20 protein-coding genes are annotated in these 23,295 nt (G+C 65.5%); 10 read left to right on the forward strand and 10 right to left on the reverse strand.

Going from position 1 to position 23,295, the window contains the following annotated elements; genetic code table 11:
• Positions 1–21: 21 nt before the first annotated feature.
• The 6 genes from N2603_RS31110 to hpaR all read right to left on the reverse strand — a co-directional run bounded on the left by N2603_RS31110 (position 22) and on the right by hpaR (position 8,791).
• Positions 22–3,291 carry a transglutaminase family protein gene (locus N2603_RS31110; RefSeq protein ID WP_260385136.1) on the reverse strand — a complete coding sequence of 1,090 codons (3,270 nt, stop codon included), beginning with the start codon at positions 3,289–3,291 and terminating at the stop codon, positions 22–24.
• A gap of 310 nt (positions 3,292–3,601) precedes the next feature.
• The gene (locus N2603_RS31115) at positions 3,602–4,906 is read right to left on the reverse strand and encodes a methyl-accepting chemotaxis protein (protein ID WP_260385137.1); all 1,305 of its coding nucleotides are present in this window, start codon (positions 4,904–4,906) and stop codon (positions 3,602–3,604) included.
• The gene (locus N2603_RS31120) at positions 4,884–5,402 is read right to left on the reverse strand and encodes a PAS domain-containing protein (protein ID WP_260385138.1); all 519 of its coding nucleotides are present in this window, start codon (positions 5,400–5,402) and stop codon (positions 4,884–4,886) included. The genes N2603_RS31115 and N2603_RS31120 overlap by 23 nt, the downstream gene beginning before the upstream one ends.
• A 170-nt stretch (positions 5,403–5,572) precedes the next feature.
• Positions 5,573–7,096, reverse strand: coding sequence for a UxaA family hydrolase (locus N2603_RS31125; RefSeq protein WP_018648041.1), 1,524 nt, complete (start codon positions 7,094–7,096; stop codon positions 5,573–5,575).
• A 159-nt stretch (positions 7,097–7,255) separates the two neighbouring features.
• The gene (locus N2603_RS31130) at positions 7,256–8,032 is read right to left on the reverse strand and encodes an HpcH/HpaI aldolase family protein (protein ID WP_260385139.1); all 777 of its coding nucleotides are present in this window, start codon (positions 8,030–8,032) and stop codon (positions 7,256–7,258) included.
• A gap of 240 nt (positions 8,033–8,272) precedes the next feature.
• Positions 8,273–8,791 carry a homoprotocatechuate degradation operon regulator HpaR gene (gene hpaR / locus N2603_RS31135; protein WP_260385140.1) on the reverse strand — a complete coding sequence of 173 codons (519 nt, stop codon included), beginning with the start codon at positions 8,789–8,791 and terminating at the stop codon, positions 8,273–8,275.
• A 111-nt stretch (positions 8,792–8,902) separates the two neighbouring features.
• On the opposite strand from hpaR, the gene hpaH reads away from it, so the two are divergent.
• The 6 genes from hpaH (at position 8,903) to N2603_RS31165 (ending at position 15,477) form a co-directional block, all read left to right on the forward strand.
• Complete coding sequence (gene hpaH, locus N2603_RS31140) at positions 8,903–9,709, forward strand: 2-oxo-hept-4-ene-1,7-dioate hydratase (protein WP_260385141.1); 807 nt, start codon at positions 8,903–8,905, stop codon at positions 9,707–9,709.
• A gap of 31 nt (positions 9,710–9,740) precedes the next feature.
• On the forward strand, positions 9,741–10,139 hold the full coding sequence (locus N2603_RS31145) for a 5-carboxymethyl-2-hydroxymuconate Delta-isomerase (protein WP_260385142.1): 399 nt from the start codon (positions 9,741–9,743) through the stop codon (positions 10,137–10,139).
• Positions 10,132–11,670, forward strand: coding sequence for a 5-carboxymethyl-2-hydroxymuconate semialdehyde dehydrogenase (gene hpaE / locus N2603_RS31150; RefSeq protein ID WP_260385143.1), 1,539 nt, complete (start codon positions 10,132–10,134; stop codon positions 11,668–11,670). Before N2603_RS31145 ends, hpaE begins: the two co-directional genes overlap by 8 nt.
• A 119-nt stretch (positions 11,671–11,789) precedes the next feature.
• On the forward strand, positions 11,790–12,773 hold the full coding sequence (hpaD, locus tag N2603_RS31155) for a 3,4-dihydroxyphenylacetate 2,3-dioxygenase (protein WP_260385144.1): 984 nt from the start codon (positions 11,790–11,792) through the stop codon (positions 12,771–12,773).
• A 183-nt stretch (positions 12,774–12,956) separates the two neighbouring features.
• The gene (locus N2603_RS31160; protein ID WP_260385145.1) at positions 12,957–13,826 is read left to right on the forward strand and encodes a fumarylacetoacetate hydrolase family protein; all 870 of its coding nucleotides are present in this window, start codon (positions 12,957–12,959) and stop codon (positions 13,824–13,826) included.
• Positions 13,827–13,851: 25 nt separating this feature from the next.
• The gene (locus N2603_RS31165) at positions 13,852–15,477 is read left to right on the forward strand and encodes a thiamine pyrophosphate-dependent enzyme (protein WP_260385146.1); all 1,626 of its coding nucleotides are present in this window, start codon (positions 13,852–13,854) and stop codon (positions 15,475–15,477) included.
• A 91-nt stretch (positions 15,478–15,568) separates the two neighbouring features.
• Here N2603_RS31165 and alkB read toward each other — a convergent pair whose 3' ends face one another.
• From alkB to N2603_RS31185, 4 genes are all read right to left on the reverse strand, one after another.
• On the reverse strand, positions 15,569–16,222 hold the full coding sequence (gene alkB / locus N2603_RS31170; RefSeq protein WP_260424302.1) for a DNA oxidative demethylase AlkB: 654 nt from the start codon (positions 16,220–16,222) through the stop codon (positions 15,569–15,571).
• A 9-nt stretch (positions 16,223–16,231) separates the two neighbouring features.
• Complete coding sequence (locus N2603_RS31175) at positions 16,232–16,978, reverse strand: 2OG-Fe(II) oxygenase (protein WP_260385147.1); 747 nt, start codon at positions 16,976–16,978, stop codon at positions 16,232–16,234.
• A gap of 219 nt (positions 16,979–17,197) precedes the next feature.
• Positions 17,198–17,884, reverse strand: coding sequence for a DUF2848 domain-containing protein (locus N2603_RS31180; RefSeq protein WP_260385148.1), 687 nt, complete (start codon positions 17,882–17,884; stop codon positions 17,198–17,200).
• On the reverse strand, positions 17,877–19,226 hold the full coding sequence (locus N2603_RS31185; protein WP_260385149.1) for an amidase: 1,350 nt from the start codon (positions 19,224–19,226) through the stop codon (positions 17,877–17,879). Before N2603_RS31185 ends, N2603_RS31180 begins: the two co-directional genes overlap by 8 nt.
• 193 nt (positions 19,227–19,419) lie before the next feature.
• Here N2603_RS31185 and N2603_RS31190 point away from each other — a divergent pair, with 193 nt between their 5' ends.
• The 4 genes from N2603_RS31190 (at position 19,420) to N2603_RS31205 (ending at position 23,277) form a co-directional block, all read left to right on the forward strand.
• Positions 19,420–19,833 (forward strand): Zn-ribbon domain-containing OB-fold protein, encoded by a 414-nt coding sequence (locus tag N2603_RS31190; RefSeq protein WP_260385150.1) that lies wholly within the window; start codon positions 19,420–19,422, stop codon positions 19,831–19,833.
• A 3-nt stretch (positions 19,834–19,836) separates the two neighbouring features.
• Positions 19,837–20,976 carry a thiolase C-terminal domain-containing protein gene (locus tag N2603_RS31195; protein WP_260385151.1) on the forward strand — a complete coding sequence of 380 codons (1,140 nt, stop codon included), beginning with the start codon at positions 19,837–19,839 and terminating at the stop codon, positions 20,974–20,976.
• A 106-nt stretch (positions 20,977–21,082) separates the two neighbouring features.
• The gene (locus N2603_RS31200; RefSeq protein ID WP_260385152.1) at positions 21,083–21,997 is read left to right on the forward strand and encodes an SDR family NAD(P)-dependent oxidoreductase; all 915 of its coding nucleotides are present in this window, start codon (positions 21,083–21,085) and stop codon (positions 21,995–21,997) included.
• Between the two features lie 113 nt (positions 21,998–22,110).
• Positions 22,111–23,277, forward strand: a complete 1,167-nt coding sequence (locus N2603_RS31205) for an SMP-30/gluconolactonase/LRE family protein (protein ID WP_260424303.1) — start codon at positions 22,111–22,113, stop codon at positions 23,275–23,277.
• Positions 23,278–23,295 lie beyond the last annotated feature (18 nt).

A 23,295-nucleotide genomic window follows, 5' to 3' on the forward strand; every position in this document is an offset into this window, starting at 1 on the left:
TTCCCTTTCCCACCCTCATACTCATTGCAGGAGCGGGGTCCGCAAGTCGAGGGTCAGCGGAAATTCATTTGTGCGTTCCTCGGGCGGCGGCTGCATCGGACCCGGGGTATGGCCGTGGTCCTGGAAGCGCGCCAGCCGCCGCGCCTCGGCCTCATAGGTGTTGACCGGCTTGGTGTCGTAGTTGCGCCCACCGGGATGGGCGACGTGGTAGACGCAGCCGCCGAGCGAGCGGCCATTCCAGGTATCTATGAGGTCGAAAGTCAGCGGTGCGTGGACCGGAATGGTCGGGTGCAGGCCGGAGGCCGGCTGCCAGGCCTTGAAGCGGACGCCGGCCACGGCCTCCGCCGAGCGGCCAGTCGAGGTCATCGGCAGGCGGCGGCCGTTGCAGGTGACGATGTGGCGGCCCTCGACAAAGCCCTCCGCCTTGACCTGGAGCCGCTCGACCGAGCTATCGACATAGCGCACGGTGCCGCCGGCCGAGCCCTCCTCGCCGAGCACGTGCCACGGCTCCAGCGCCTGCCGCAGCTCCAGCGTCACGCCGCCATGATGGACGCGGCCGAAGGCGGGAAAGCGGAATTCGAGCTGGGCCAGATACCATTCCGGCTCGAACGGATAGCCGAACTGCTTGAGCTCGGAGAGCACGTCCTGAAAATCCTCCCAGATGAAATGCGGCAGCATGAAGCGGTCATGCAGCGCCGTGCCCCAGCGCACGAACTTGCCGGCTTGCGGCTCGCGCCAGAACTTTGCGATCAGCGCGCGGATCAGGAGCTGCTGCGCCAGCGACATGCGCGGATCCGGCGGCATTTCGAGCGCGCGGAATTCGACGAGGCCGAGGCGGCCGGTCGGCCCCTCCGGCGAATAGAGCTTGTCGATGCAGATCTCGGCGCGGTGGGTGTTGCCGGTGATGTCGACGAGCAGATGCCGGAACAACCGGTCCACCAGCCATAGCGGCGTCTGGTAGCCGGGCGGCGGCACGTGCGAGAGCGCGATCTCGAGCTCGTAGATGCTGTCGTGACGCGCCTCGTCGATGCGCGGCGCCTGGCTGGTCGGACCGATGAACAAGCCGGAGAAGAAGTAGGACAGCGAGGGATGCCGCTGCCAGTACAAGACCAGACTCTTCAAGAGATCCGGCCGGCGCAGGAACGGCGAGTCCTGCGGGCTCGAGCCGCCGACCACGACGTGGTTGCCGCCGCCGGTTCCGGTATGGCGGCCGTCGACCAGGAAGCGGTTGGCACCGAGACGCACCTTGGCGGCGTCCTCATAGAGGCCGGAGGTGATCTCGACCGCATCGCGCCAGCTTTTCGCCGGCTGGATGTTGATCTCGATCACGCCGGGATCCGGCGTCACCTTGATGACCTCGATGCGCGGGTCGAACGGCGGCGGATAGCCCTCGACATGGACCTGGAGCTGCATCTCCTCGGCGGTGGCTTCAAGCGCCGCGATCAGTTCGAGATAATCCTCGATGCGCTCGACCGGCGGCATGAAGGCGCAGAGCACGCCATCGCGGACCTCGACCGACATCGCGGTGCGGACCGGGACGGATGTGTTGAGGTGCTCGGGCGCAACCCTGGGCGGCGCTTCCGGGCGCGCCGCGAGGGTGAACACCGGCAGCTTGCCGCGCGGCTCCATTGGGTCGCGCTCGATGATGTAGGGATATTGGTTGGGCGGAACGTAGCCGAGCGAACCGATCGGCAGGCGCAGGCCGAGCGGTGAATCGCCCGGTGTCAGGAACAGGTGATTGCGCCGGAGTTGCCAGCGCTCGCTGCGCCAGCGCGGCGGCGCGTTCCAGCGCTGCACCGGCAGCACGAAGCCGCGCGGCGTGTTGAGGCCCTGCTCGAACACCCGCGCTATGCGCGCACGCGCCTCCGGGTCGGACAATTTGGAGTCGGTCGGATCGACGTTGACGGGGAGCTCGGCTTCCTTCTGTAGCCAAAGCGCTGTGTCCTCGTAGGCCGGCATGATGTAGCCGGGATCGAGGCCGAGCCGCGCCGCCGTACCTTCCATGAAGGTCTCGGCGTCCTTCACCTGCGCGGGCCGCGGATTTTCGATCTTGGCGATGAGATCGGCGTTCTTCCAGATCGGAACGCCGTCCTTGCGCCAGTAGAGCCCGAAGGCCCAGCGCGGCAGGCTCTCGCCGGGATACCATTTGCCCTGGCCGTAATGCAGTAGCCCACCGGGTCCGAAGCGCGTGCGCAGGCGGCGGATCAGATCGTCCGCGAGCGCCCGCTTGGTGGGACCGACCGCCTCCGTATTCCACTCCGCCGCTTCGAGATCGTCGACCGAGACGAAGGTCGGCTCGCCGCCCATGGTGAGCCGCACGTCCTGCGCGGCGAGATCGCCGTCGACCTGCTCGCCGAGATCGTTGAGCCGCGCCCAGGATTCATCGGAGAACGGCTTTGTGATGCGCGGCGCCTCGCGGATGCGCCTGACGCTCATGTCGAAGGCAAACTCGACCTCGGCAAAGCCGGCGCCGCCGGAGATCGGCGCGGCCGAGCGATAATGCGGCGTGGCGGCGACCGGGATGTGGCCCTCGCCCGCGAGCATGCCGGAGGTGGCGTCGAACCCGATCCAGCCTGCGCCCGGCAGATAGACCTCGGCCCAGGCGTGCAGATCGGTAAAATCGTTCTCGACTTCCGGCGGGCCCTCGATCGGATCGATGTCAGGACGGATCTGGATCAGATAGCCCGAGACGAAGCGCGCGGCGAGGCCGAGATGGCGCAGCGTCTGGATCAGCAGCCAGGCGGAATCGCGGCATGATCCGGCGCCGGAGGCGAGCGTCTCCTCCGGAGTCTGCACGCCGGGCTCCATGCGGATGATGTAGCGGACGTGCTTCTGAAGCTCGCGATTGAGATCGACCAGGAAGTTGACGGTGTTCGGAGCTTCATGCGGGATCGTGTCGAGAAATTTCGCGAACAGGCGATCGGGCTTGATGGTCTCGAGATAAGGCGCCAGCTCCGTCTTCAGATCCTTCGGGTATTCGAACGGAAAGCTGTCGGCATAGGGCTCGACGAAGAAGTCGAACGGGTTGACCGTGGTCATCTGCGCCGTGAAGTCGACCTCGAATTTCAGCTCGGTGGCCTTCTCCGGGAAGACGTAGCGGGCGAGCCAGTTGCCTTGCGGGTCCTGCTGCCAGTTCACGAAGTGATTTGATGGCGTGACCTTGAGCGAATAGCTCAGGACCGGCGTGCGCGTGTGCGGCGCCGGCCGCAGGCGGATGGTCTGCGGGCCAAGATCGATCGGGCGGTCGTATTTGTAGTGCGTGACGTGGTGTAATGCGACGTAGATCGACACGGGGTGCGGTGCTCCAGCAGCTTTTTTGAGCAGAACACCTGACGTCAACGCGATCAAGCACTAACAACGGGCAGAGGGTGCCTAGGAAGTATCCGTCGTGGCCCCGTAGCCCGGATGGAGCGAAGCGTAATCCGGGATCCTTCGTCCGCGGATGGACCGCCCCGGATTGCGCTGCGCTCCATCCGGGCTACGCGGGCAGTATCCGTAGGGTGGGCAAAGCGAAGCGTGCCCACGCCTTTGCCCAATTGATGCGAAGACGTGGGCACGGCGCAAGTGCGCCTTTGCCCACCCTACGACTCGTGAGAAAGCCCTACGCCGCCGAGGTCAGCCGCTGCAGGAACTGCGTGACCTCGCGCCTCAGCGTCTCGACTTCGCCGTGGACGCGCTCGGAGGCGCTGTTGACGCGGCTGGCGACGCGGCCGGTGTCGGCGGCGGCATCGCTGATGCCTGTGACGTTGGAGGAGACCTGGGAGGTGCCGGCCGAGGCTTCCTGGACGTTGCGGGCGATCTCGCGGGTGGCAAGCCCCTGCTGCTCGATCGAGGTCGCGATCGAGGCGGTGATGCCGTTGATCTCGGCGATGGTCTGCGCGATGGCCTCGACGGCCGCGACCGAATTGGTGGTCGATTGCTGCATCTCGCCGACCTTGGCGCTGATCTCCTCAGTCGCCTTCGCGGTCTGGTTGGCGAGGCTCTTGACCTCGGAGGCCACCACCGCAAAGCCGCGACCGGCCTCGCCTGCCCGCGCCGCCTCGATGGTGGCGTTGAGCGCGAGGAGATTGGTCTGCGAGGCGATCTCGCTGATCAGCTTGACGACGTCGCCGATCCGCATCGCCGCGTCCGCGAGCGCGCGGATCTCGCTGCCGGCGCGATTGGCTTCGTTCACCGCCCGCCCCGTGCTCGCGGTCGAGCCGGTCACCTGGCGGCCGATCTCGGCGATCGACGATGCGAGCTGCTCCGCCGCGCTGGCGACGGTGGCGACGTTACGCGAGGCCTGGTCGGAGGCGCTGAGCACGCCGGAGGTCTGCCGGCTGGTCTTGTCGGCTGCCGCTGCCATCTGGTGGGCGTCGGATTCGAGATCGGTCGCTGCGCCCATCAGCGTGCCGGCGACGCCGTCGAGATGCGTGCCGAACTGTTTTGCGAGATCGGCGATCTCGACGACACGGCGGCCGAGGCTGTCGGTGCCGGAATTGATGACGGTGGCCGATCGGCGGAACGAGCCGGGCAGCCCGCGCGCCAGGATCTTGCGGAAATACTTGCCGCGGCTGGCATACTCCATCGATGCCGAAGCTTCGCGCTGGAAGGCATCGGTGATGTCGAGCATGTCGTTGACCGACTTCTGGATCGAGCCGATCCGCCCGGCCTGCCGCTCACTGAGGATGCGCGCCTCGAGATCGCCATGCGCCGCCTTGCGGCAGACATCGGCGACCTCATCGACGGCCACCGCCGTGCGATGCTGGCACCAGACGGCGTAGCCGAGCAGCACCACCGTCGCGCCGAGAACGACAGCACTGGCTATACCGGTCACACCGAGAAGCGAGAGGACGAATGCAACGACGGCAAGACCACACGCGAGCGTGGTCGCTCCCTGCGCCTTAGAGAGAGAGCACAAATTCATCGTAAACACCCTGTTGCTTGAGCAGTCCGACCATCGCCTCGAAGCTAGCATGCATGCCGTCCCTGGCATTGGCGTGCCGCGCTTCTTCCGCGCACAGCGTCTTGTAGATCGGCTTGATCCGCTCGATCTGCGCCGGATCGGGCTTGCGACGGTTGGAGTGATAGCCGACGATGTTGCCGCGTTCGTCGAAGGTCGGCGTGACGTGGGCGAACACCCAGTAATGGCTGCCGTCCTTCGCCAGATTGACGACGTAGGCGAAGATCTCCTGCCTGGACTGCAGCGTATCCCAGAGCAGCTTGAAGACCGCGCGCGGCATGTCGGGATGGCGGATCAGGCTGTGGGGCGCGCCCATCAGCTCGGCGTAAGAGTATTTCGCCATGCGGATGAAGACGTCGTTGGCGTAGGTGATGCGGCCCTTGAGATCGGTCTTGGACACGATCAGCTCCTCTTCACCGAGGAGGTTTTCCACGCCAGTCGGCCGTATCGCACGCGTCATCGTTGACGAATCCTGTCGAAGGGCAGCGCCCTCGAAGGGTAGCCCGCATCGCCTCACGATTACGGTGCGAAATGTTAATCCCAAGTGACCGCGGGGACTCCCGCGGTCATATGACACCTACGTATGACTACGTAGGTGTCGGTGTCCTGCATCGAGGTGCATCGGCAACGTTACATCGTCGCGCCCAGCACCCAGGGTGCGAACTCGGCGCCACCGAAATCGAAGCTTTCGCTCTTGGTCGGCTGGCCCGAGGCGGTCTTGAGGATGAGGTCGAAGATGCGCTTGCCGCACTGCTCGACGCTCTCCTCGCCCTCGAGGATGGTGCCGCAATTGACGTCCATGTCCTCTTCCATACGCTTGTACATCGGCGTGTTGGTGGCGAGCTTGATCGAGGGCGCCGGCTTGCAGCCGAACACGCTGCCGCGCCCTGTGGTGAAACAGACGAGGTTGGCACCGCCGGCGACCTGCCCTGTCGCTGCGACGGGGTCGTAGCCCGGCGTGTCCATGAACACGAAGCCGCGCTTGGTCACCGGCTCGGCGTAGCGCAGCACCTCGACGAGGTTGGTGGTGCCGGCCTTCGCCATCGCGCCGAGCGACTTCTCCAGGATGGTGGTGAGGCCGCCGGCCTTGTTGCCGGGGCTCGGATTTGCGTTCATCTCGGCGCCTTCGCGCGTCGTGTACTCGTCCCACCAGCGCATGAGGTCGACCAGCTTCTCGCCGACCTCGCGGCTGACGGCGCGGCGCGTCAAGAGATGCTCGGCGCCGTAGGTCTCCGGCGTTTCCGACAGGATCACGGTGCCGCCGTGGCGGACGACGAGATCGCTGGCGGCGCCGAGCGCTGGATTGGCCGAGACCCCGGAATAGCCGTCGGAGCCGCCACATTGCAGCGCCACGGTGAGCTCGCTCGCCGGCACCGTCTCGCGCTTGACCTTGTTGGCATCAGCGAGCGCCTCGCGCACGAAGGCGATGCCTGCTTCGACCGTCTTGCGGGTGCCGCCGACCTCCTGGATGTCCATCGCGCGCAGGCGTCCCGCGAGCTTTTGCTCTTCCATCAGCCCGCCGATCTGGTTCACCTCGCAGCCGAGGCCGAGCACGATGACATGGGAGAAATTGACGTGCCGCGCGTAGCCGCCGAGGGTGCGGCGGAGCAATGCCAGCGGCTCGTTCTGCGTCATGCCGCAGCCGGTCTTGTGGGTCAGCGCGACCACGCCATCGACGTTGGGGAAATCGGCCAGCGGATTGTCGCCGGTGAAGGGATTCTTCTTGAAGACGTCGGCGACGAGGCTTGCGACATGCGCGCTGCAGTTCACCGAGGTGAGGATGCCGATATAGTTGCGCGTGGCGACGCGGCCGTCCGGGCGGCGGATGCCTTCGAAGGTCGCGGGCAGATCGAAATTCGGCGTCGGCTTGACGTCGGCGCAATAGGCGTAGTCCTTGGCGAAGTCGCCCATGCCGCAGTTCTGCACGTGCACGTGCTGGCCCGGCGCGATCGGAATGGTCGCAAAGCCGATGATCTGGCCATAGCGGATCACCGGCTCGCCGACGGCGATCGGCTTGATCGCGATCTTGTGGCCGGAGGGAATGCGATCGACCGTGGTCACGCCGTCGGCCACCACCGTTCCCGGCGGCAGGCTCGCGCGCGCGATCACCACGCCATCATCGGGATGCAGGCGGATGACGGGGCTGATGGTCATGGGAGGTCTCCTGTATCGAAACTATCGTGCCCCGGACGCTGCGCAGCGCGAAGCGGTGCGCTACTGAGCCGGGGTCCATCTATCATGTCTTCGTAAGCTTCTGGGTCCCGGCTCTGCGAAGCGGTACTACGCACCGCATCGCGTCCGGGACACGAGAGCTCAGGCCTTGCCGGCCGAATCCTTGCGGGTCGCGTTGACCTGCATCTTGGCATAGGTCGTCATCAGGCCGACCTCGTTCGAGAGCGTCACCAGCTTGAAGCCCATGTTGATGGCGCGTGCCGCGCCTTCCGCGCCGCTGCAATGGATGCCGGGGTTGAGGCCGCGCTTGCCGCATTCCTTGATGATCTTCTCGTAGATCGCGAGGATCTCGGGCTCGCTGCGGTCGAGCTTGGGCTCGAGGCCGTAGGAGAAGCCGAGATCGGACGGGCCGATATAGACGCCGTCGATGCCTTCGACGTCGAGGATCGCTTCCATGTTCTCGACCGCGGTCTTCGTCTCCATCATCGGCAGCAGCACGATCTCGTCGTTGGCCGTCTTCTGGTAGGAGCCGGCGGTACCGTACATGCCGGCGCGGATCGGGCCGTTGGAGCGCACGCCCTTCGGCGGATATTTCGCATAGGAGACGAGGTTCCGGGCTTCCTGCGGCGTGTTGACCATCGGGCAGATCACGCCATAGGCGCCGCCATCGAGAACCTTGCCGATGATGCCGGGCTCGTTCCAGGGCACGCGGACCATCGGGGTCACCGGGTGCTTGTCCATGGCCTGGAAACACTGCACCATCGAGAGATAGTCCTGCACGCCGTGCTGCATGTCGACCGTGACGCTGTCGAAGCCGCATTGCGCGACCATCTCGGCCGAGAAGCCGGAGGGAATTGCCAGCCACGCATTGACCACGGCCTTGCCCGACTTCCAGATCTCTTTGACTTTGTTCGCCACGTTGCCTTCCTTCTTTGTTGTTTGGACCGTCGTCACCATGACGAGCGCCGCGACAGGCGGCGCCGTTATTACCGCGAACCCGATCGCCGCGCTACGCTCGCGATGACGCAAGATGTCATCCGGCAAGAGGGCCTCATCCGTCCCGGCGCCGACTTTCGTGCGATCGGCTTGGGCGGCACTTTGAGCGAAAAAATGCGGCCATGTCCATGACAGTTGCCGCGCGGGAGCGCATATCTGCTGTCACTCCTCGGCACTTGCCTCGTTGCCGGCGCCGAGGCCAGCGAGACTCTGTTCGAGCTCGCCGAGCATCTCCTGCAATTCAGCGAGCTTGCGGGCACCGAAGCGGCTGGTGATCTCGGCGTAGATCGCCTCCGAGGTCGGCGCCACGGACGCCATCAGCTTCACGCCCTCCTTCGAGATCGAGACCATGCTGCGGCGCTGGTCCGCCTTCGCCGTCTTGCGCTCGATCAGGTTGCGCGCCTCGAGATCGCGCAGGATGCGCGACAGGCTCGGGCCGAGCAGGAACGCGGTGCGCGCGAGTTCCGTGACCTCGGCGGCCTCGATGGACGCCAGCGCGCGCAGGATGCGCCATTGCTGCTCGGTGAGACCGTGCTCGCGCAGCGAGGGACGGAACTGCCGCATCACGGCCTCGCGCGCCCTGAGCAGCGACATCGGCAGCGAGCGCGAGAAGTCGCGCATCGGCACTTGCCGCGCGGCAGGCGCGCTTCCATTCGCGGGATCGGCCGGTCTCTTGGTCATGACGCCCTTTCAGACCGCAAAACGTTTGCAGTGCAGCAAACCCAGATTCTGTTTGACGCATTCACTTAACATGTTAAGTATCTCCGGGCACCACGATTTGTAAGAACACGAATGGCGCTTTCCAACGACGATATCCAGGCCTGCGCGAGGCGTCTGCACCAGGCGGAGAAGACCCGCACGCAGATCCGCCAGCTCTCGCAGGATTTCCCCGGAATCAGCATTGCCGATGCCTACGCGATTCAGAAGGCCTGGGTCGACGTCAAGATCGCGGAGGGGCGCATCGTCAAGGGCCACAAGATCGGCCTGACCTCCAAGGCGATGCAGAGCGCGCTCAATATCGACGAGCCGGATTCCGGCGTGCTGCTCGACGACATGTTCTTCGCCGATGGAGGCCTCGTTCCAACCGAGCGCTTCATCGCGACGCGCATCGAGGCCGAGCTCGCCTTCGTCATGAGCAAGAGGCTCGGCGGCCCCGACTGCACCATGTTCGACGTGCTCAACGCCACCGACTTCGTGGCGCCGGCGCTGGAGATTTTGGACACGCGCATCGAGCGGGTCGATCCCAAAACCAAGGCGACGCGAAAAATCTATGACACCATCGCCGACAATGCGGCGAATGCGGGCATCGTGCTCGGGGGGCGGCCGATCCGCCCGCTCGATGCCGACCTGCGCTGGATCGGTGCGCTCTGTTTCAAGAACGGCCAGCTCGAGGAGACCGGCCTTGCCGCCGGCGTGCTCAATCATCCTGCAACCGCTGTGGCCTGGCTTGCGAACAAGATCGCGCCGCTTGGCCTCGCGCTGGAGCCCGGTCAGGTCGTGCTCGCCGGCTCCTTCATCCGTCCGATCGAGACCCGCAAGGGCGACACAATTCAAGCCGACTATGGCGCCTACGGCTCGGTGAGCTGCTACTTCGCTTAGACGAACAAAGAAGACAGGGAGTGAAACCGCGATGCCGCATTTCACGATCGAATATTCGGCCAATCTCGATGGCCGTCTCGACATCGACACTGTGTGCGAGGTCGTGCGCAAGGCGGCGGTGGAGACCGGCATCTTCCCGCTCGGCGGCATCCGTGTCCGCGCTGTCAGGTGCGAGCACTATGCGATCGCGGACGCGCGGCAGGATTACGGCTTTCTCGACATAGTGCTGCGCATCGGCGAGGGCCGCGACCTGCCGACCCGCCAGAAAGCCGGCGAGCACGTCTTCCAGGCACTCTCAAAACATCTCGATCCCGTCTTCGCCGTCAGCAAGTTCGCGTTGTCGTTCGACATGCAGCTCAACGACAAGGATACCAGCTGGAAGCGCAACAACATCCACGACGCCCTGAAAGTGGAAGCCGCCCATGGATAAGCCCGCCCCGAAAGCCGATGTGTTCCAGGCCAACCGCGACCGCGTCGCGCCGCTGCTGAAAAAGCTGCGCGCGGACGGCATCGGCCACATGATCGACGGCAAGACCGTCGCCTCGATCTCCGGCGAGACCTTTGAGACCAAGTCGCCGGTCGATGGCGCAGTGCTCGCAACCGTTGCGCGCGGCAATGCCGAGGACATCGACGCGGCGGCCACCGCTGCCTCCCTCGCCTTTAAATCCTGGCGCGACATGGGGCCGGCGATGCGGCGCAAGCTGCTGCATCGCGTCGCGGATGCCATCGAGGACAATGCCGACGACATCGCGGTGCTCGAATGCATCGACACCGGCCAGGCCTATCGCTTCATGGCCAAGGCCGCGATCCGCGCCGCCGAGAATTTCCGCTTCTTCGCCGACAAATGCGCCGAGGCTAGAGACGGTCTCAACACGCCGAGCGACGAGCACTGGAATATCTCGACGCGCGTGCCGATCGGCCCGGTCGGCGTGATCACGCCGTGGAACACGCCGTTCATGCTCTCGACCTGGAAGATCGCCCCTGCGCTGGCCGCCGGCTGCACCGTCGTGCACAAGCCGGCCGAGTGGTCGCCGGTGACGGCCTCCATTCTGGCGAAGCTGGCCAAGGAAGCCGGCATTCCTGACGGCGTGCTCAACACCGTGCACGGTTTTGGCGAAGAGGCCGGCAAGGCTTTGACCGAGCATCCCGCCATCAAGGCGATCGGCTTCGTTGGCGAGAGCGCGACCGGCTCGGCGATCATGGTTCAGGGCGCACCGACCTTGAAGCGCGTGCATTTCGAGCTCGGCGGCAAAAACCCCGTGATCGTGTTCGACGATGCCGACCTCGACCGCGCGCTCGATGCCGTCGTGTTCATGATCTACTCGCTCAACGGCGAGCGCTGCACCTCATCCAGCCGCCTGCTGATCCAGCAGAGCATCGCGGACAAATTCGTGGAGAAGCTGGCCGCGCGCGTGAAGGCGCTGAAGGTCGGCCATCCCCTCGATCCCGCCACCGAGATCGGGCCGCTGATCCACGAACGGCACCTGGCAAAAGTCTGCTCCTATTTCGACGTCGCGCGCCAGGACGGTGCGACGATTGCGGTCGGCGGCAAGGCCCATGACGGCCCGGGCGGCGGACACTATGTCGAGCCGACGCTGGTGACAGGCGCGCACGGCAAGATGCGGGTGGCGCAGGAGGAGGTGTTCGGGCCGTTCCTCACGGTGCTGCCCTTCAAGGACGAGAAGGACGCCGTCGAGATCGCCAACGACATCCGCTATGGCCTTACCGGCTATGTCTGGACCAACGATGTCGGCCGCGCCTTGCGCGTTGCCGACGCGCTGGAGGCCGGCATGATCTGGCTGAACTCGGAAAACGTCCGCCATCTGCCGACGCCGTTCGGCGGCATGAAGGCCTCCGGCATCGGCCGCGACGGCGGCGACTACTCGTTCGACTTCTACATGGAAACCAAGCATGTCTCGCTGGCGCGGGGCACGCACAAGATTCAGAAGCTGGGAATTTGATTGTCATTCCGGGGCGCGCGGAGCGCGAGCCCGGAATCCATATCCACCAGCCGGGGTTATGGATCCCGGGCCTGGCCCTTCGGGCCATCCCGGGATGACGAGCCAGAGGGGAAACGCCAATGCCCGTACCGCAACACGTCTTCGAGCCGCCGTTCAACATCATCCGTTCCAGCCACGTCGTGCTCGACGTCACCGATCTGAAGCTGAGCCGCGAGTTCTACGAGACCACCGTCGGCATGCATGTCGAGGATGCCGACGACAAGGTCGTGTACCTGCGCGCGGCGGAGGAGCACCAGCATCACTCGCTGGTGCTGCGGAAAGCGGCCGCACCGGCCTGCGCCCGGCTCGGCTTCAAGGTCGGCAACGAGAAGGATCTCGACAAGGCCGCCACGTTCCTCTCCGAGAACGGCCTCGCTTATGCCTTCGTCGACCAGGCCTTCCAGGGCCGCACACTTCAGTTCACCGATCCCTTCGGCTTCCAGATCGAGCTCTATGCGGCGATGGACCGGCGGCCGCATCTGCTCCGCCGCTACGACCTCTACCGGGGCTGCCATCCGCAACGGCTCGACCATTTCAACGTCTTCGCCGCCGAGGTGCAGGACACCGTCGATTTCTACGCGCGGCTCGGCTTCCGCCTCACCGAGTACGCCGAAGAAGACGGCCCGAACGGGCGCATCGCCGCGGCCTGGATGCATCGCAAGGGCAACGTCCACGATTTTGCGATCACCAACGGCAAGGGGCCGCGGCTGCACCATTTCGCCTACTGGACGCCGACGGCGATGAACATCATCCATCTCTGCGACGTCATGGCCTCGCAGGGCTTTGTGAAGAACATCGAGCGCGGCCCGGGACGTCACGGCATCTCGAATGCGTTCTTCCTCTATGTGCGCGATCCTGACGGGCACCGCCTCGAGCTCTACACCAGCGACTATTTTACGGGCGATCACGACCACGAGCCGCTGCGCTGGTCGCTCCGCGATCCGCGCCGCCAGACGCTGTGGGGCGCGCCCGCGCCGCGCTCCTGGTTCGAGCAGGGCTCGCCGTTCAGCGGGCAGGACGTGCGTGACCCGAAGTTTGTCGCCGACGTGCTGGTGGCGGATTGATGTTGGTTGCCGGCCAAGCGGTCGTCCCGGCGAAGGCCGGGACCCATAACCACAGGGAGTGGTTTGGCGAAGACTGGTCGTTCGGGATTGTCATCGCGCGCTATCGAGAGATCACGCGGTATGGGTCCCGGCCCCCGTGCAATTGCGCACTAGGCCGGGACGACGAGAAATGAAGAGCAGCGAATGAAACTCCCTCGCCTCGCCACCTATTCCGTCAAGGGTGATATCAGCTACGGCGCCGTCCTCGAGGGCGGCATCGTCGATCTCTCCGCGCGCTATGCAAAGGACTATCCGACGCTGCGCGAGGTGATCGCCGCCGGCAAATTGGTGAGCTTCGCCGAGGAAGCTGCCGGCCGCGCGCCGGATCACGCACTCAGCGAGATCACTTGGCTGCCGCCGGTGCCCGCGCCGGAAAAGATCATCTGCATCGGCGTCAACTATCCCGACCGCAACGCCGAGTACAAGGACGGCCAGGACGCGCCGAAATATCCGAGCATGTTCATGCGGAGCCCACGCTCCTTCGTCGGCCATGACACGCCGCTGGTGCGCCCGCGCGCATCCGCCCAGCTCGACTATGAGGGCGAGATCGCGCTGGTGATCGGCAAGCAAGGCCGGCACATCGCCGAGAACGAAGCGCTCGGCCACATCGCCGCGTTGACGCTGTGCAACGAAGGCTCGGTCCGCGACTGGCTGCGCCACGCAAAATTCAACGTGACCCAGGGCAAGAATTTCGATTCCAGCGGCAGTCTGGGTCCGTGGCTCGTGCCCTACACGCGGGAAGCGCAGATCGCCGACATCCGGCTTACCACGCATGTCAACGGTGAGCTCAGGCAGGACGACCGCACCAGCCGGCTGATGTTTCCGTTCCGCTATCTCATCAGCTATATCTCGACCTTCGCGACGCTCGTCCCCGGCGACGTCATCGTCACGGGCACGCCGACCGGCGCAGGTGCGCGGTTCGATCCGCCGCGCTATCTCAAGCCGGGCGATGTCATCGAGGTCGCGGCCGAGGGCATCGGCTCTTTACGCAACGGCGTCGTCGACGAAGCCTGACCAACAACCGAAGTGGAATGATGCAATGACCACCCTCACCGGCGGCGAAGCGATCGTAAGCGGGCTTGTCGCCCACGGCGTCGACACCGTGTTCGGCCTGCCTGGCGCGCAAATCTACGGCCTGTTCGACGCCTTTCGCCAGGCGCAGCTCAAGGTGATCGGCGCGCGGCACGAGCAGGCCTGCGGCTACATGGCGTTCGGCTATGCACGCGCCAGCGGCCGGCCTGGCGTGTTCAGCGTGGTGCCCGGCCCCGGCGTGCTCAACGCCAGCGCGGCGCTGCTGACCGCCTATGGCTGCAACGAGCCGGTGCTGTGCGTCACCGGCCAGGTGCCGACGCAGTTCCTCGGCAAGGGCCGCGGCCATCTACACGAGATGCCGGACCAGCTCGCGACCTTGCGCACCTATGTGAAATGGGCCGACCGTATCGAAACACCCGGCAATGCACCGACCACCGTCGCCCGCGCGTTCCAGGAGATGATCTCCGGCCGGCGCGGCCCCGCCTCGGTCGAGATGCCCTGGGACATTTTCACCCAGCGCACGGACACGGCCGCAGCAAAGGTGCTGGAGCCGCTGCCCGCGCCGCTGCCCGATCCTGATATGATCAAGCAGGCGGCCGCGCTGATCAAGGCGAGCAAGGCGCCGATGATCTTCGTCGGCAGCGGCGCGATCGATGCAGGCGAGGAGATCCTCGAGCTCGCCGAGATGATCGATGCGCCCGTGGTCGCCTTCCGCAGCGGCCGCGGCATCGTCTCCAATGCGCACGAGCTCGGGCTCACCATGGCCGCCGCCTACAAATTGTGGCCGAACACCGATCTCATGATCGGCATCGGCACGCGGCTGGAGCTGCCGACCATGTCCCGCTGGCCGTATCAGCCCGCTGGCCTGAAGAGCATCCGCATCGACATCGATCCGGTCGAGATGCGGCGGTTCTCGTCCGACACCGCAATCGTCGCCGACGCCAAGGCCGCGACCGCCGATCTCGCCGCCGCCGTCAGCAAGGTGGGTTACAGCAAGACCGCCGGCCGCCGCGGCGCGATCCGCGAGGCCACCGCGCGCGCGCAAGCCGAAATCCAGCGCGTCCAGCCGCAGATGGCGTATCTCAACATCCTGCGCGAGGTTCTCCCGGCGAATGCGATCGTCACCGATGAATTGTCGCAGGTCGGCTTCGCCTCCTGGTACGGCTTTCCGATCTACCAGCCCCGCACCTTCATCACGTCGGGCTACCAGGGCACGCTCGGCTCGGGTTTCCCGACCGCGCTTGGCGCCAAGGTCGCGAACCCCGACAAGCCGGTGGTGGCGATCACGGGCGACGGCGGCTTCATGTTCGGCGTGCAGGAGCTCGCCACCGCCGTGCAGTTCAACATCGGGGTGGTGACGCTGGTGTTCAACAACAACGCCTACGGCAATGTCCGCCGCGACCAGCGCGAGCGCTTCGACGGCCGCGTGGTGGCGTCGGACCTCGTCAATCCGGATTTCGTCAAGCTCGCGGAGTCCTTTGGCGTGGCCGCAGCGCGTGTGACGGCGCCGGAGCAGTTCAAGGCGGCGATAGAGAAGGCGCTTATCCACGGTGGGCCGTATCTGATCTCGGTCGAGGTGACGCGCGACTCCGAGGTCAGCCCGTGGGCGTTCATTCATCCGCCGAAGCCGTGATTTTGTCATTCCGGGGCGCGCGAAAGCGCGAACCCGGAATCTCGAGGTTCCGGGTTCGATGCTTCGCATCGCCCCGGAATGACGCGAAGCGTCACCGCGTCCTGCGAAACGTCAGATTGATCCGTTTCCGTCCCAGCAGCGCGTGCTCGCCCTCGGCGAGCGGCGCGACGCCGTGATAGGCGAGCCTGCTGGCCCCGCCCCAGACCACGACGTCGCCATGGACGAGCCGGAAGCGGCGCGGCTTGTCGGCGCGCGCGAGGCCGCCGAACAGGAAGGTCGCGGGCAGGCCGAGCGAGACCGAGACGATCGGGGCGGAAAAATCCAGCTCGTCCTTGTCCTGATGCAGCGACAGCCGCGTGCCCGGCTCGTAGCGGTTGACGAGGCAGGCATCAGGCGAAAAGCCGTCGAAGCCGCCCTGCTCCGCCGCGCGGCGGGCGAGATCGCAAAACACCGGCGGCATCGCCGGCCACGGCGCCTCCGTGCGCGGATCGATCGGATCATAGCGATAGCCGGTGTGGTCGGTGATCCAGCCGCGCTCGCCGCAATTGGTCATGGCCACCGACATCTGATAGCCGCCGGGCGTCGTCATCCGCCGGAACGGCGACTGCGCCACGATCGCGCGCACCGCTTCGATCAACTCGCTCTCGATTGGCTTGACGAAACCGCGCAGCAGCACGGCGCCGTCCGCGATCTCCTCGCGCGACGGCTGCGCCTCGGCGACCGTGTCGAACAGATCACCCGTCAATCGCGACACTCATTTGGCATCGTGGAAAATCACACCCAGCGTGTGGCGCTGACCAGAGCGAATCCGGCTGACGCCGTGGCGAAGATTAACGCGGTAAGTGCCGCGTGTCCCCTGCACCGGGCGGTGATGCACGGCAAAGGCGACCGCATCGCCCTGCATCAGCGGCACCACCTCGGCGCGGGACTGCATGCGCGGGCGCTGCTCGGTCAGCACCAACTCGCCGCCGGTGAAATCGCGTCCGGGCTCGGAGAGCAGGATCGCGACCTGGAGCGGGAACACGTGCTCGCCATAGAGGTCCTGGTGCAGGCAGTTGTAGTCGCCCGCCTCGTATTGCAACAGCAGCGGCGTCGGCCGCGGCTGTCCCGCCTCGTGACAGCGCTTCAGGAATGCCGCATGCGCGGTGGGATAGCTTATGTCGATCCCCATCGCCTCGTTCCAGCGATTGGCGACGGCTTGAAGATGCCCATAGAGCGCCGGGCGGAGCTGCGCGATCAGATCGGGCAGCGGATAGGAGAAGTACTTGTACTCGCCGCGGCCAAAACCGTGGCGGCCCATGACGATCCGGCTTCGGAAGTGCGCATCGTCCGGGTAGAGCGCGGCGATGGCGCGGCATTGGTCGGGCGTCAGCAGGCTCTTCAGGACGGCGCAGCCCTGGGTGTCGAGCTCGGCGGTGATCTGCGGCCAGTCGAGGGTGTCGACGTGGGCGGCGAGGTCCGCAGACGGCTTCTGGGGCGATTTGCGTGCTGTTGCTGTCATGGCTGCGACCTTCGCAAAGCAGACTCGCCCTCCGCCACCCGATTTCCGACTCTCTCCCCGTCATTGCGAGCCAACGGGTCCGCGCGAAGCGCGGCCCGATGACAGGCTCCGCGAAGCAATCCAGGATCCCTCCGCGGAACCAGTCTGGATTGCTTCGTCGCAAGGGCTCCTCGCAATGACGGCGGGGAGAGTTGCGCTCGCAATGACGCCGGAGAGCGTTCAGCCCCTCACCGGCAACGTCACCACGTCATAGCCGTGCCTGATCGTGCGCCTCAACACGGGATCCTCGAGCTCGAAGTCGAAGCGCTCCGCCGGGCGGATGCCGCCCTTGGCTGCAAACGTGCCGCCGAACATGGCGCAGCCGTCGGGGAACTTACCACCGTCAAAGCCGCGCGCGATCAGGTCAGTAACCGGCAGCATCGCATCCAGCGTGCCCTCCTGGTAGAGCACGCGCTCGCCCTTGATGGTGGCGTAGGAGCGCAGGATCATCCTGTCCCAGTGGCCGATGACCTCCTCGAGCTCCCACAGCGTGGAGGCCATCGGCTTGTCGCACATCTGCTTGGACACCGTGACATTATAGGCCTCGACCTTGCGGTCGGTGTGGTCGGAGCCGCAGCCGACGAAGATGCGGCCTTGCCAGCCGATCAGCACGAACTCGACCTCGCCGCTGGAATCGCCACCGGTGCATTCGATGCGGTCTTCCTGGGTCAGCCGCCGCGCCGAGGCGCGATAGTAGATCGGCGTCGAGGCCGGCGGGGCGATGCCCATCTCCTGCAGCTCGGCGATGTGCTTGTCGCGCGCGACGGGATCGCGGCCGGTCCAGCCGGCGATGACCATATGGTCGATCGCCAGCGTCAGCGGCGTGGTGGTGTCCTGGGCGTCGACTGTAAAGGTGAGATCAAACACGAATGACGGCCTCCATGCCGGCAGCAAGTTCAAAGATACGACGGTCCGAGCCGCCCGCGCCCGCCAGCATCAGGCCGACCGGGACGTCGCCCGCGCGATGTGCGGGCAGCGAGATGGCGCAGCCGTCGATCATGTTGATGAGGGTGCAGTTGCGCAGCGCGCGCAGGTTCTGGGTGGTGAACGCCTTGTCGTCGGCAAGGTCCGCGATCTTCGGCGGGGTGTTGGCCGTGGTCGGCAGCACCAGGGCGTCATAGGGCGCGATGCGCGCGTTGACGCGGGCGATCAGCGAACGGCGCTCGTTGAGCAGATCGATGTAGTCGGCCGCGCTCTGCGCCTCGCCGCGCATGATGCGGACGAACACGCGGGGGTCGTAGACGTCGCCCTTGGCCGCGATGAGATAGCGGTGCCAGGCATAGCTCTCGGAGGCGGCAAAGCCGCCCTTGGCGTTCATCGGGCCGATATCGTGGAATTCGGACATCTCGATCCGCTCGATGATGGCGCCATGGTCGGCGAGCGTCTTCAGCACCCGCTCGAAGGTCTCGGAGACCTCCGCGTCGAGATCGTCGAGCGCGATCGTGGTCGGCACCGCGAGCCGCATGCCCTTCACCGGGCGCGGCTTCAGCGCTTTGACCGGCTCGCTCGCGAGCACGGCATCGAGTATGGCACAGCAGCTGACCGATCGCGCCAGCGGCCCGATGCTGTCGAGCGAGAAGGACAGCGGCACCGCGCCGTCCAGCGGCACGCGGCGCTGCGTCGGCTTGTAGCCGACGATGCCGTTATAGGCCGCCGGGATGCGGCAGGAGCCGCCGGTGTCGGTGCCGAGCGCGCCATGCGCCATGCCGTCGAGCACGGAGACCGCGGCGCCCGAGGACGAGCCGCCGGGCACATGGCCAGCGGTCCGGTTCCAGGCGCCTTTCGGCGTGCCGTAATGCGGATTGATGCCGATGCCGGAATAGGCGAACTCGGTCATGTTGGTGCGCCCGATCAGCACGAAGCCGGCGTTGCGCAGACGCGCGACCGCCGCCGCATCGTGCTCCGCCGGATCGGAATCGTCGAGCGCGCGGGAGCCGGCGCGCGTCGTCTGCCCCTTGATGTCGAAGAGATCCTTGATCGAGATGGGGATGCCGGCATAGGGAGACGGCGCCGCCTTGACCTTGCGCAGGGCATCCATGGCGTCGGCGGTCGTCAGCGCCGCGTCCTTGTCGACATGGATGAAGGTGCGCTGGCCCTCGCCGGCGGGATCGGCGATCCTGGCGATGCACGCTTCGACCAGCTTGCGGGAGGTGGTGCGGCCGCTTTCGAGGTCGTCGGCGAGCTTCGCCAGTGTCGGAAAATCGGGCATGTCTGTCTCACGGAATATTGGCGCGCGCAATCTATAGCGCTGGCTCAGTCCGACACAAGCATTGTGCGCATGATGGCATGCATGCGCATTGCTGGACCGTTGACGCACGATGGTCGATTGTCGCATCAAGATCGAAACAGGCGGGCGCGAAGCCTGCCCCTTGTCAAAAGAAGTCCTGGGAGGGCGTTCCGAGATGGCCGAACCGCAGCGCGCGCGACCGAAACCGACGCCGGAAACGCAGCATTTCTGGGACGGCGCCAAGGCCGGCGAACTGCGCCTGCAACGCTGCGACGCCTGCGCGCATGTCTACTTCCCGCCGCGCCCGTTCTGCCCATCCTGCGCCTCGCGCAAGGTCTCGGTGTTCAAGGCGAGCGGCAAGGGCTTCCTCTACAGCTACGTGATCAACCACAGGCCCGCCGCGCCCGGCTTCACGCCGCCTTACGCGATCGCGGTGGTCGAGCTCGCCGAGGGGCCGCGGATGATGAGCAACATCATCGACTGCCCGCAGACGCCGGAGGCGCTGGAGCTCGACATGAAGCTCGAGGTCGCTTTCGAGGCACTCGACGACAAGATCACCCTTCCCGTGTTCCGTCCGGCGAAGGGGTAGACGATGCGCAGGAACCAGGTTGCCGTCGTCGGCGCGGCCGAGACCACCGAGCTCGGCGTCATCCCGAACGCCTCCCAGCTCCAGCTGCACGCGGATGCGGCGCTCAACGCCATTGCCGATGCCGGGCTGAAGCTCTCCGACATCGACGGCTTTGCCACCGCGGTCGAGACACCTCAGCAGGTCTGCCATTATCTCGGCATCAAGCCGACCTGGGTGGACGGCACCTCGGTCGGCGGCTGCTCGTTCATGCTGCATGTCCGCCACGCGGCGGCAGCGATCGAGGCAGGCCTGTGCAAGACAGTGCTGATCACCCATGCCGAGAGCGGCAAGTCGATGATCGGCAAGCTGCCGCGCTCGATCCCCGCCGACAGCCTGCAGGGCCAGTTCGAGGCGCCCTACGGTGTCTACGGCCCGCCCAGCATGTTCCCGATTCCCGTGCTGCGCTTCATGAAGACCTACGGCATCACCCACGAGCAGCTGGCTTCGGTTGCGGTGGTGCAGCGGGAATGGGCGGCGAAGAATCCGCGGGCAATGATGAAGGATCCGATCACGGTCACTGATGTCCTCAACTCGCGCATGATCGCCTATCCGTTCCGGCTTCTGCAGTGCTGCCTCGTCACCGACGGCGGCGGCGCGCTGATCCTGACCTCGGCGGACAGGGCCAAGGATTTTCCGCGCAAGCCCGTCTACATCATGGGCACCGGCGAGAGCGTCGAGACGCCCATGGTCAGCCAGATGGAGACGTTCAATTCCTCGCGCGCCTTCAAGGTCGCGGGGCCCCTGGCGTTCAAGGAGGCCGGCATCGCCCACAAGGACGTCGATCATCTCATGATCTACGACGCGTTTGCGCATCTGCCGCTGTTCGGGCTCGGCGACCTCGGCTTCATGCCGCATGAGGAGACCGGCCAGTTCATCGCGGACGGCAATACGCGGCCTGGCGGGAAACTGCCGCTCAATACCAATGGCGGCGGGCTCTCCTACATGCATTCCGGCATGTACGGCATGTACGCGCTTCAGGAGAGCGTGCGCCAGATGCGCGGGATCGCACCGGCGCAGGTGCCGAATGCGAAGATTTCAGTGTGTCACGGCGTCGGCGGCATGTTCGCGGCGTCGGGCACGATCGTGTTTACGAACGAGAGGTAATTTCTCGTCGTTCCGGGATGGTCCGAAGGACCAGACCCGGAACCTCGAGATTCCGGGTTCGTGCTTCGCACGCCCCGGAATGACAGAGACAACAGGAGGCATCTATATGAGCAAATCACTGCAAGACAAGGTCATCATCGTCACCGGCGCAGGCCGCGGCATCGGGCGCGAGATCGCGCTCTTGTGCGCAGCCGAAGGCGCCAAGGTCGTCGTCAACGATCCCGGCGGGGCTTCCGACGGCGCCGGTTCGAACGCGGCCCCGGCCGAAGAAGTGGTCGAGGAGATCAAGAAGCGCGGCGGCACCGCCGTTGCCAATTTCGAGTCGGTCGCAGAAGCGATCCCCGCCAGCAAGATCGTGAAGACCGCGACCGATCATTTCGGCCGGCTCGACGGCGTCGTCAACAACGCCGGCATCCTGCGCGACATGATCTTCCACAAGATGAGCGTGGAAGCGTTCGAGGCCGTCATCAAGGTGCATCTGATGGGCTCGTTCTACGTCAGCCACGCCGCAGCGCGCATCTTCCGCGAGCAGGAGTCGGGCTCCTTCGTGCACTTCACCTCGACCTCGGGACTGATCGGCAATTTTGGCCAGGCCAATTACGCCGCCGCCAAGCTCGGCATCGTCGGGCTGTCGAAGTCGATCGCGCTCGACATGGGCCGCTTCAACGTCCGCTCCAACTGCGTCTCGCCGTTCGCCTGGACCCGCATGATCGGCACCATCCCGACCGAGACCGACGCCGAGAAGGCGCGCGTCGAGAAGATCAAGCAGATGGGACCGGAGAAGATCGCGCCGCTGTGCGGCTATCTGCTCGGCGATTCCGCCAAGGACGTCACCGGCCAGATCTTCGGCGTGCGCATGAACGAGATCTTCCTGTTCAGCCAGAACCGGCCGATCCGCTCGGTGCAGCGGAGCGAAGGCTGGACGCCGCAATCGATCGCGGAACACGGCATGCCGGCATTGAAGGGCTCGTTCTACAAGCTCGACCGCTCCGCCGACATCTTCACCTGGGATCCCGTCTAGCCGGTCCCAGCTTTGCTGCATTGCGATCTCCGGTTGCCCGGCCGGGGATCGCCCGCTTTACGCCCGATTGCCAGCGGATGGTTTCCTCCCAAACAAAAATATGGGAGGCAACTATGACGAAGCCACTGACCATTTCTGCCGAACCCAGCGAGCCCTTTCTCGCGCGCCGCACCCTGTTGAAGGGCGCGGCGGCCGCAGTTGCGGCGACGGGCGTTACCGTGAATGCGACCTTGGCGGCCTCCGTCGCGCCCTTGGGCCAGACCGGCGCGCCGACGAGATCGACGGCGCCATTGCCCCTGGGACCACTGCCGGGGAGCCGCTACCCTGACTCCCACCTGGAATCCGCCAAAAAGGGACCGCCGTCATTCGGGCCCCCCGGTTTTCCGGCCTTCGCCGGCACCATGGCCGTCGAGCGCGTCGCGACCGGCTTTCGCTGGGCTGAGGGACCGGTGTACTTCCCAGCCGGACGATACCTGTTGTTCAGCGATATTCCGAACAACCGCATCATGCGCTTCTCCGAGGATGACGGTCACCTCAGCGTCTACCGCCAGCCCTCGATGAACTCGAACGGCAACACCATCGATCGCGAAGGACGCCTGATCACATGCGAGCATAGCGGCCGGCGCGTGACGCGGACCGAACTCGACGGCTCGATCACCATCATTGCGGACAAATTCAACGGCAAGCGACTGAATTCGCCGAACGATGCAGTCGTCACTGCCGATGGTGCGATCTGGTTCACCGATCCCGCCTACGGCATCGGCGGCTTCTACGAGGGTATCAAAGCCGACGCCGAGCAAGAGAAGAAGAACGTCTACCGGGTCGACCCCAAGTCCGGAGAGGTCAAGGTCGTCGTCGATGATTTTGTCGAGCCCAACGGGCTTGCCATCTCACCCGACGAGAAGAAGCTCTACATCTGCGATACCGGCTTCACCGATGGGCCCGACAACCCATCCCATATCCGCGTGTTCGACCTCGACGTGGCCGCCGGGAAGGTCTCGAACAGCAAGGTCTTCGCCGATATGCCAAAACCTGGCATCACCGACGGCGTCCGCTGTGACACCGAGGGACGCGTCTGGTGTTCGGTGGGCTGGGGCGACACCAACGAAGACGGCGTGCGCTGCTATACGGCATCGGGCGAATTGCTCGGCAAGATCCATATTCCGGAGACCGTGGCAAACCTGACCTTCGGCGGTCAGCAGCGAAACAGGCTTTATATTTGCGGCTCGACATCGCTCTATGCCGTCTACACCAGTGTGCAGGGCGCGATGAAGCCTTGAGCGAATAGCGGGTGGGGT

This window comes from Bradyrhizobium huanghuaihaiense, assembly GCF_025200885.1.
GTDB classification, from domain to species: Bacteria; Pseudomonadota; Alphaproteobacteria; order Rhizobiales; family Xanthobacteraceae; genus Bradyrhizobium; species Bradyrhizobium huanghuaihaiense.

Coding starts and splice junctions, on each gene's coding strand:
- N2603_RS31175 (WP_260385147.1), bottom strand. CDS start 16,978: ATGACAGCAACAGCACGCAAATCGCCCCAGAAGCCGTCTGCGGACCTC.
- N2603_RS31125 (WP_018648041.1), bottom strand. CDS start 7,096: ATGACCATCAGCCCCGTCATCCGCCTGCATCCCGATGATGGCGTGGTG.
- N2603_RS31145 (WP_260385142.1), top strand. CDS start 9,741: ATGCCGCATTTCACGATCGAATATTCGGCCAATCTCGATGGCCGTCTC.
- N2603_RS31115 (WP_260385137.1), bottom strand. CDS start 4,906: ATGAATTTGTGCTCTCTCTCTAAGGCGCAGGGAGCGACCACGCTCGCG.
- N2603_RS31200 (WP_260385152.1), top strand. CDS start 21,083: ATGAGCAAATCACTGCAAGACAAGGTCATCATCGTCACCGGCGCAGGC.
- N2603_RS31165 (WP_260385146.1), top strand. CDS start 13,852: ATGACCACCCTCACCGGCGGCGAAGCGATCGTAAGCGGGCTTGTCGCC.
- N2603_RS31160 (WP_260385145.1), top strand. CDS start 12,957: ATGAAACTCCCTCGCCTCGCCACCTATTCCGTCAAGGGTGATATCAGC.
- N2603_RS31120 (WP_260385138.1), bottom strand. CDS start 5,402: ATGACGCGTGCGATACGGCCGACTGGCGTGGAAAACCTCCTCGGTGAA.
- hpaH (WP_260385141.1), top strand. CDS start 8,903: ATGGCGCTTTCCAACGACGATATCCAGGCCTGCGCGAGGCGTCTGCAC.
- N2603_RS31205 (WP_260424303.1), top strand. CDS start 22,111: ATGACGAAGCCACTGACCATTTCTGCCGAACCCAGCGAGCCCTTTCTC.
- hpaE (WP_260385143.1), top strand. CDS start 10,132: ATGGATAAGCCCGCCCCGAAAGCCGATGTGTTCCAGGCCAACCGCGAC.
- N2603_RS31185 (WP_260385149.1), bottom strand. CDS start 19,226: ATGCCCGATTTTCCGACACTGGCGAAGCTCGCCGACGACCTCGAAAGC.
- N2603_RS31195 (WP_260385151.1), top strand. CDS start 19,837: ATGCGCAGGAACCAGGTTGCCGTCGTCGGCGCGGCCGAGACCACCGAG.
- hpaD (WP_260385144.1), top strand. CDS start 11,790: ATGCCCGTACCGCAACACGTCTTCGAGCCGCCGTTCAACATCATCCGT.
- hpaR (WP_260385140.1), bottom strand. CDS start 8,791: ATGACCAAGAGACCGGCCGATCCCGCGAATGGAAGCGCGCCTGCCGCG.
- N2603_RS31190 (WP_260385150.1), top strand. CDS start 19,420: ATGGCCGAACCGCAGCGCGCGCGACCGAAACCGACGCCGGAAACGCAG.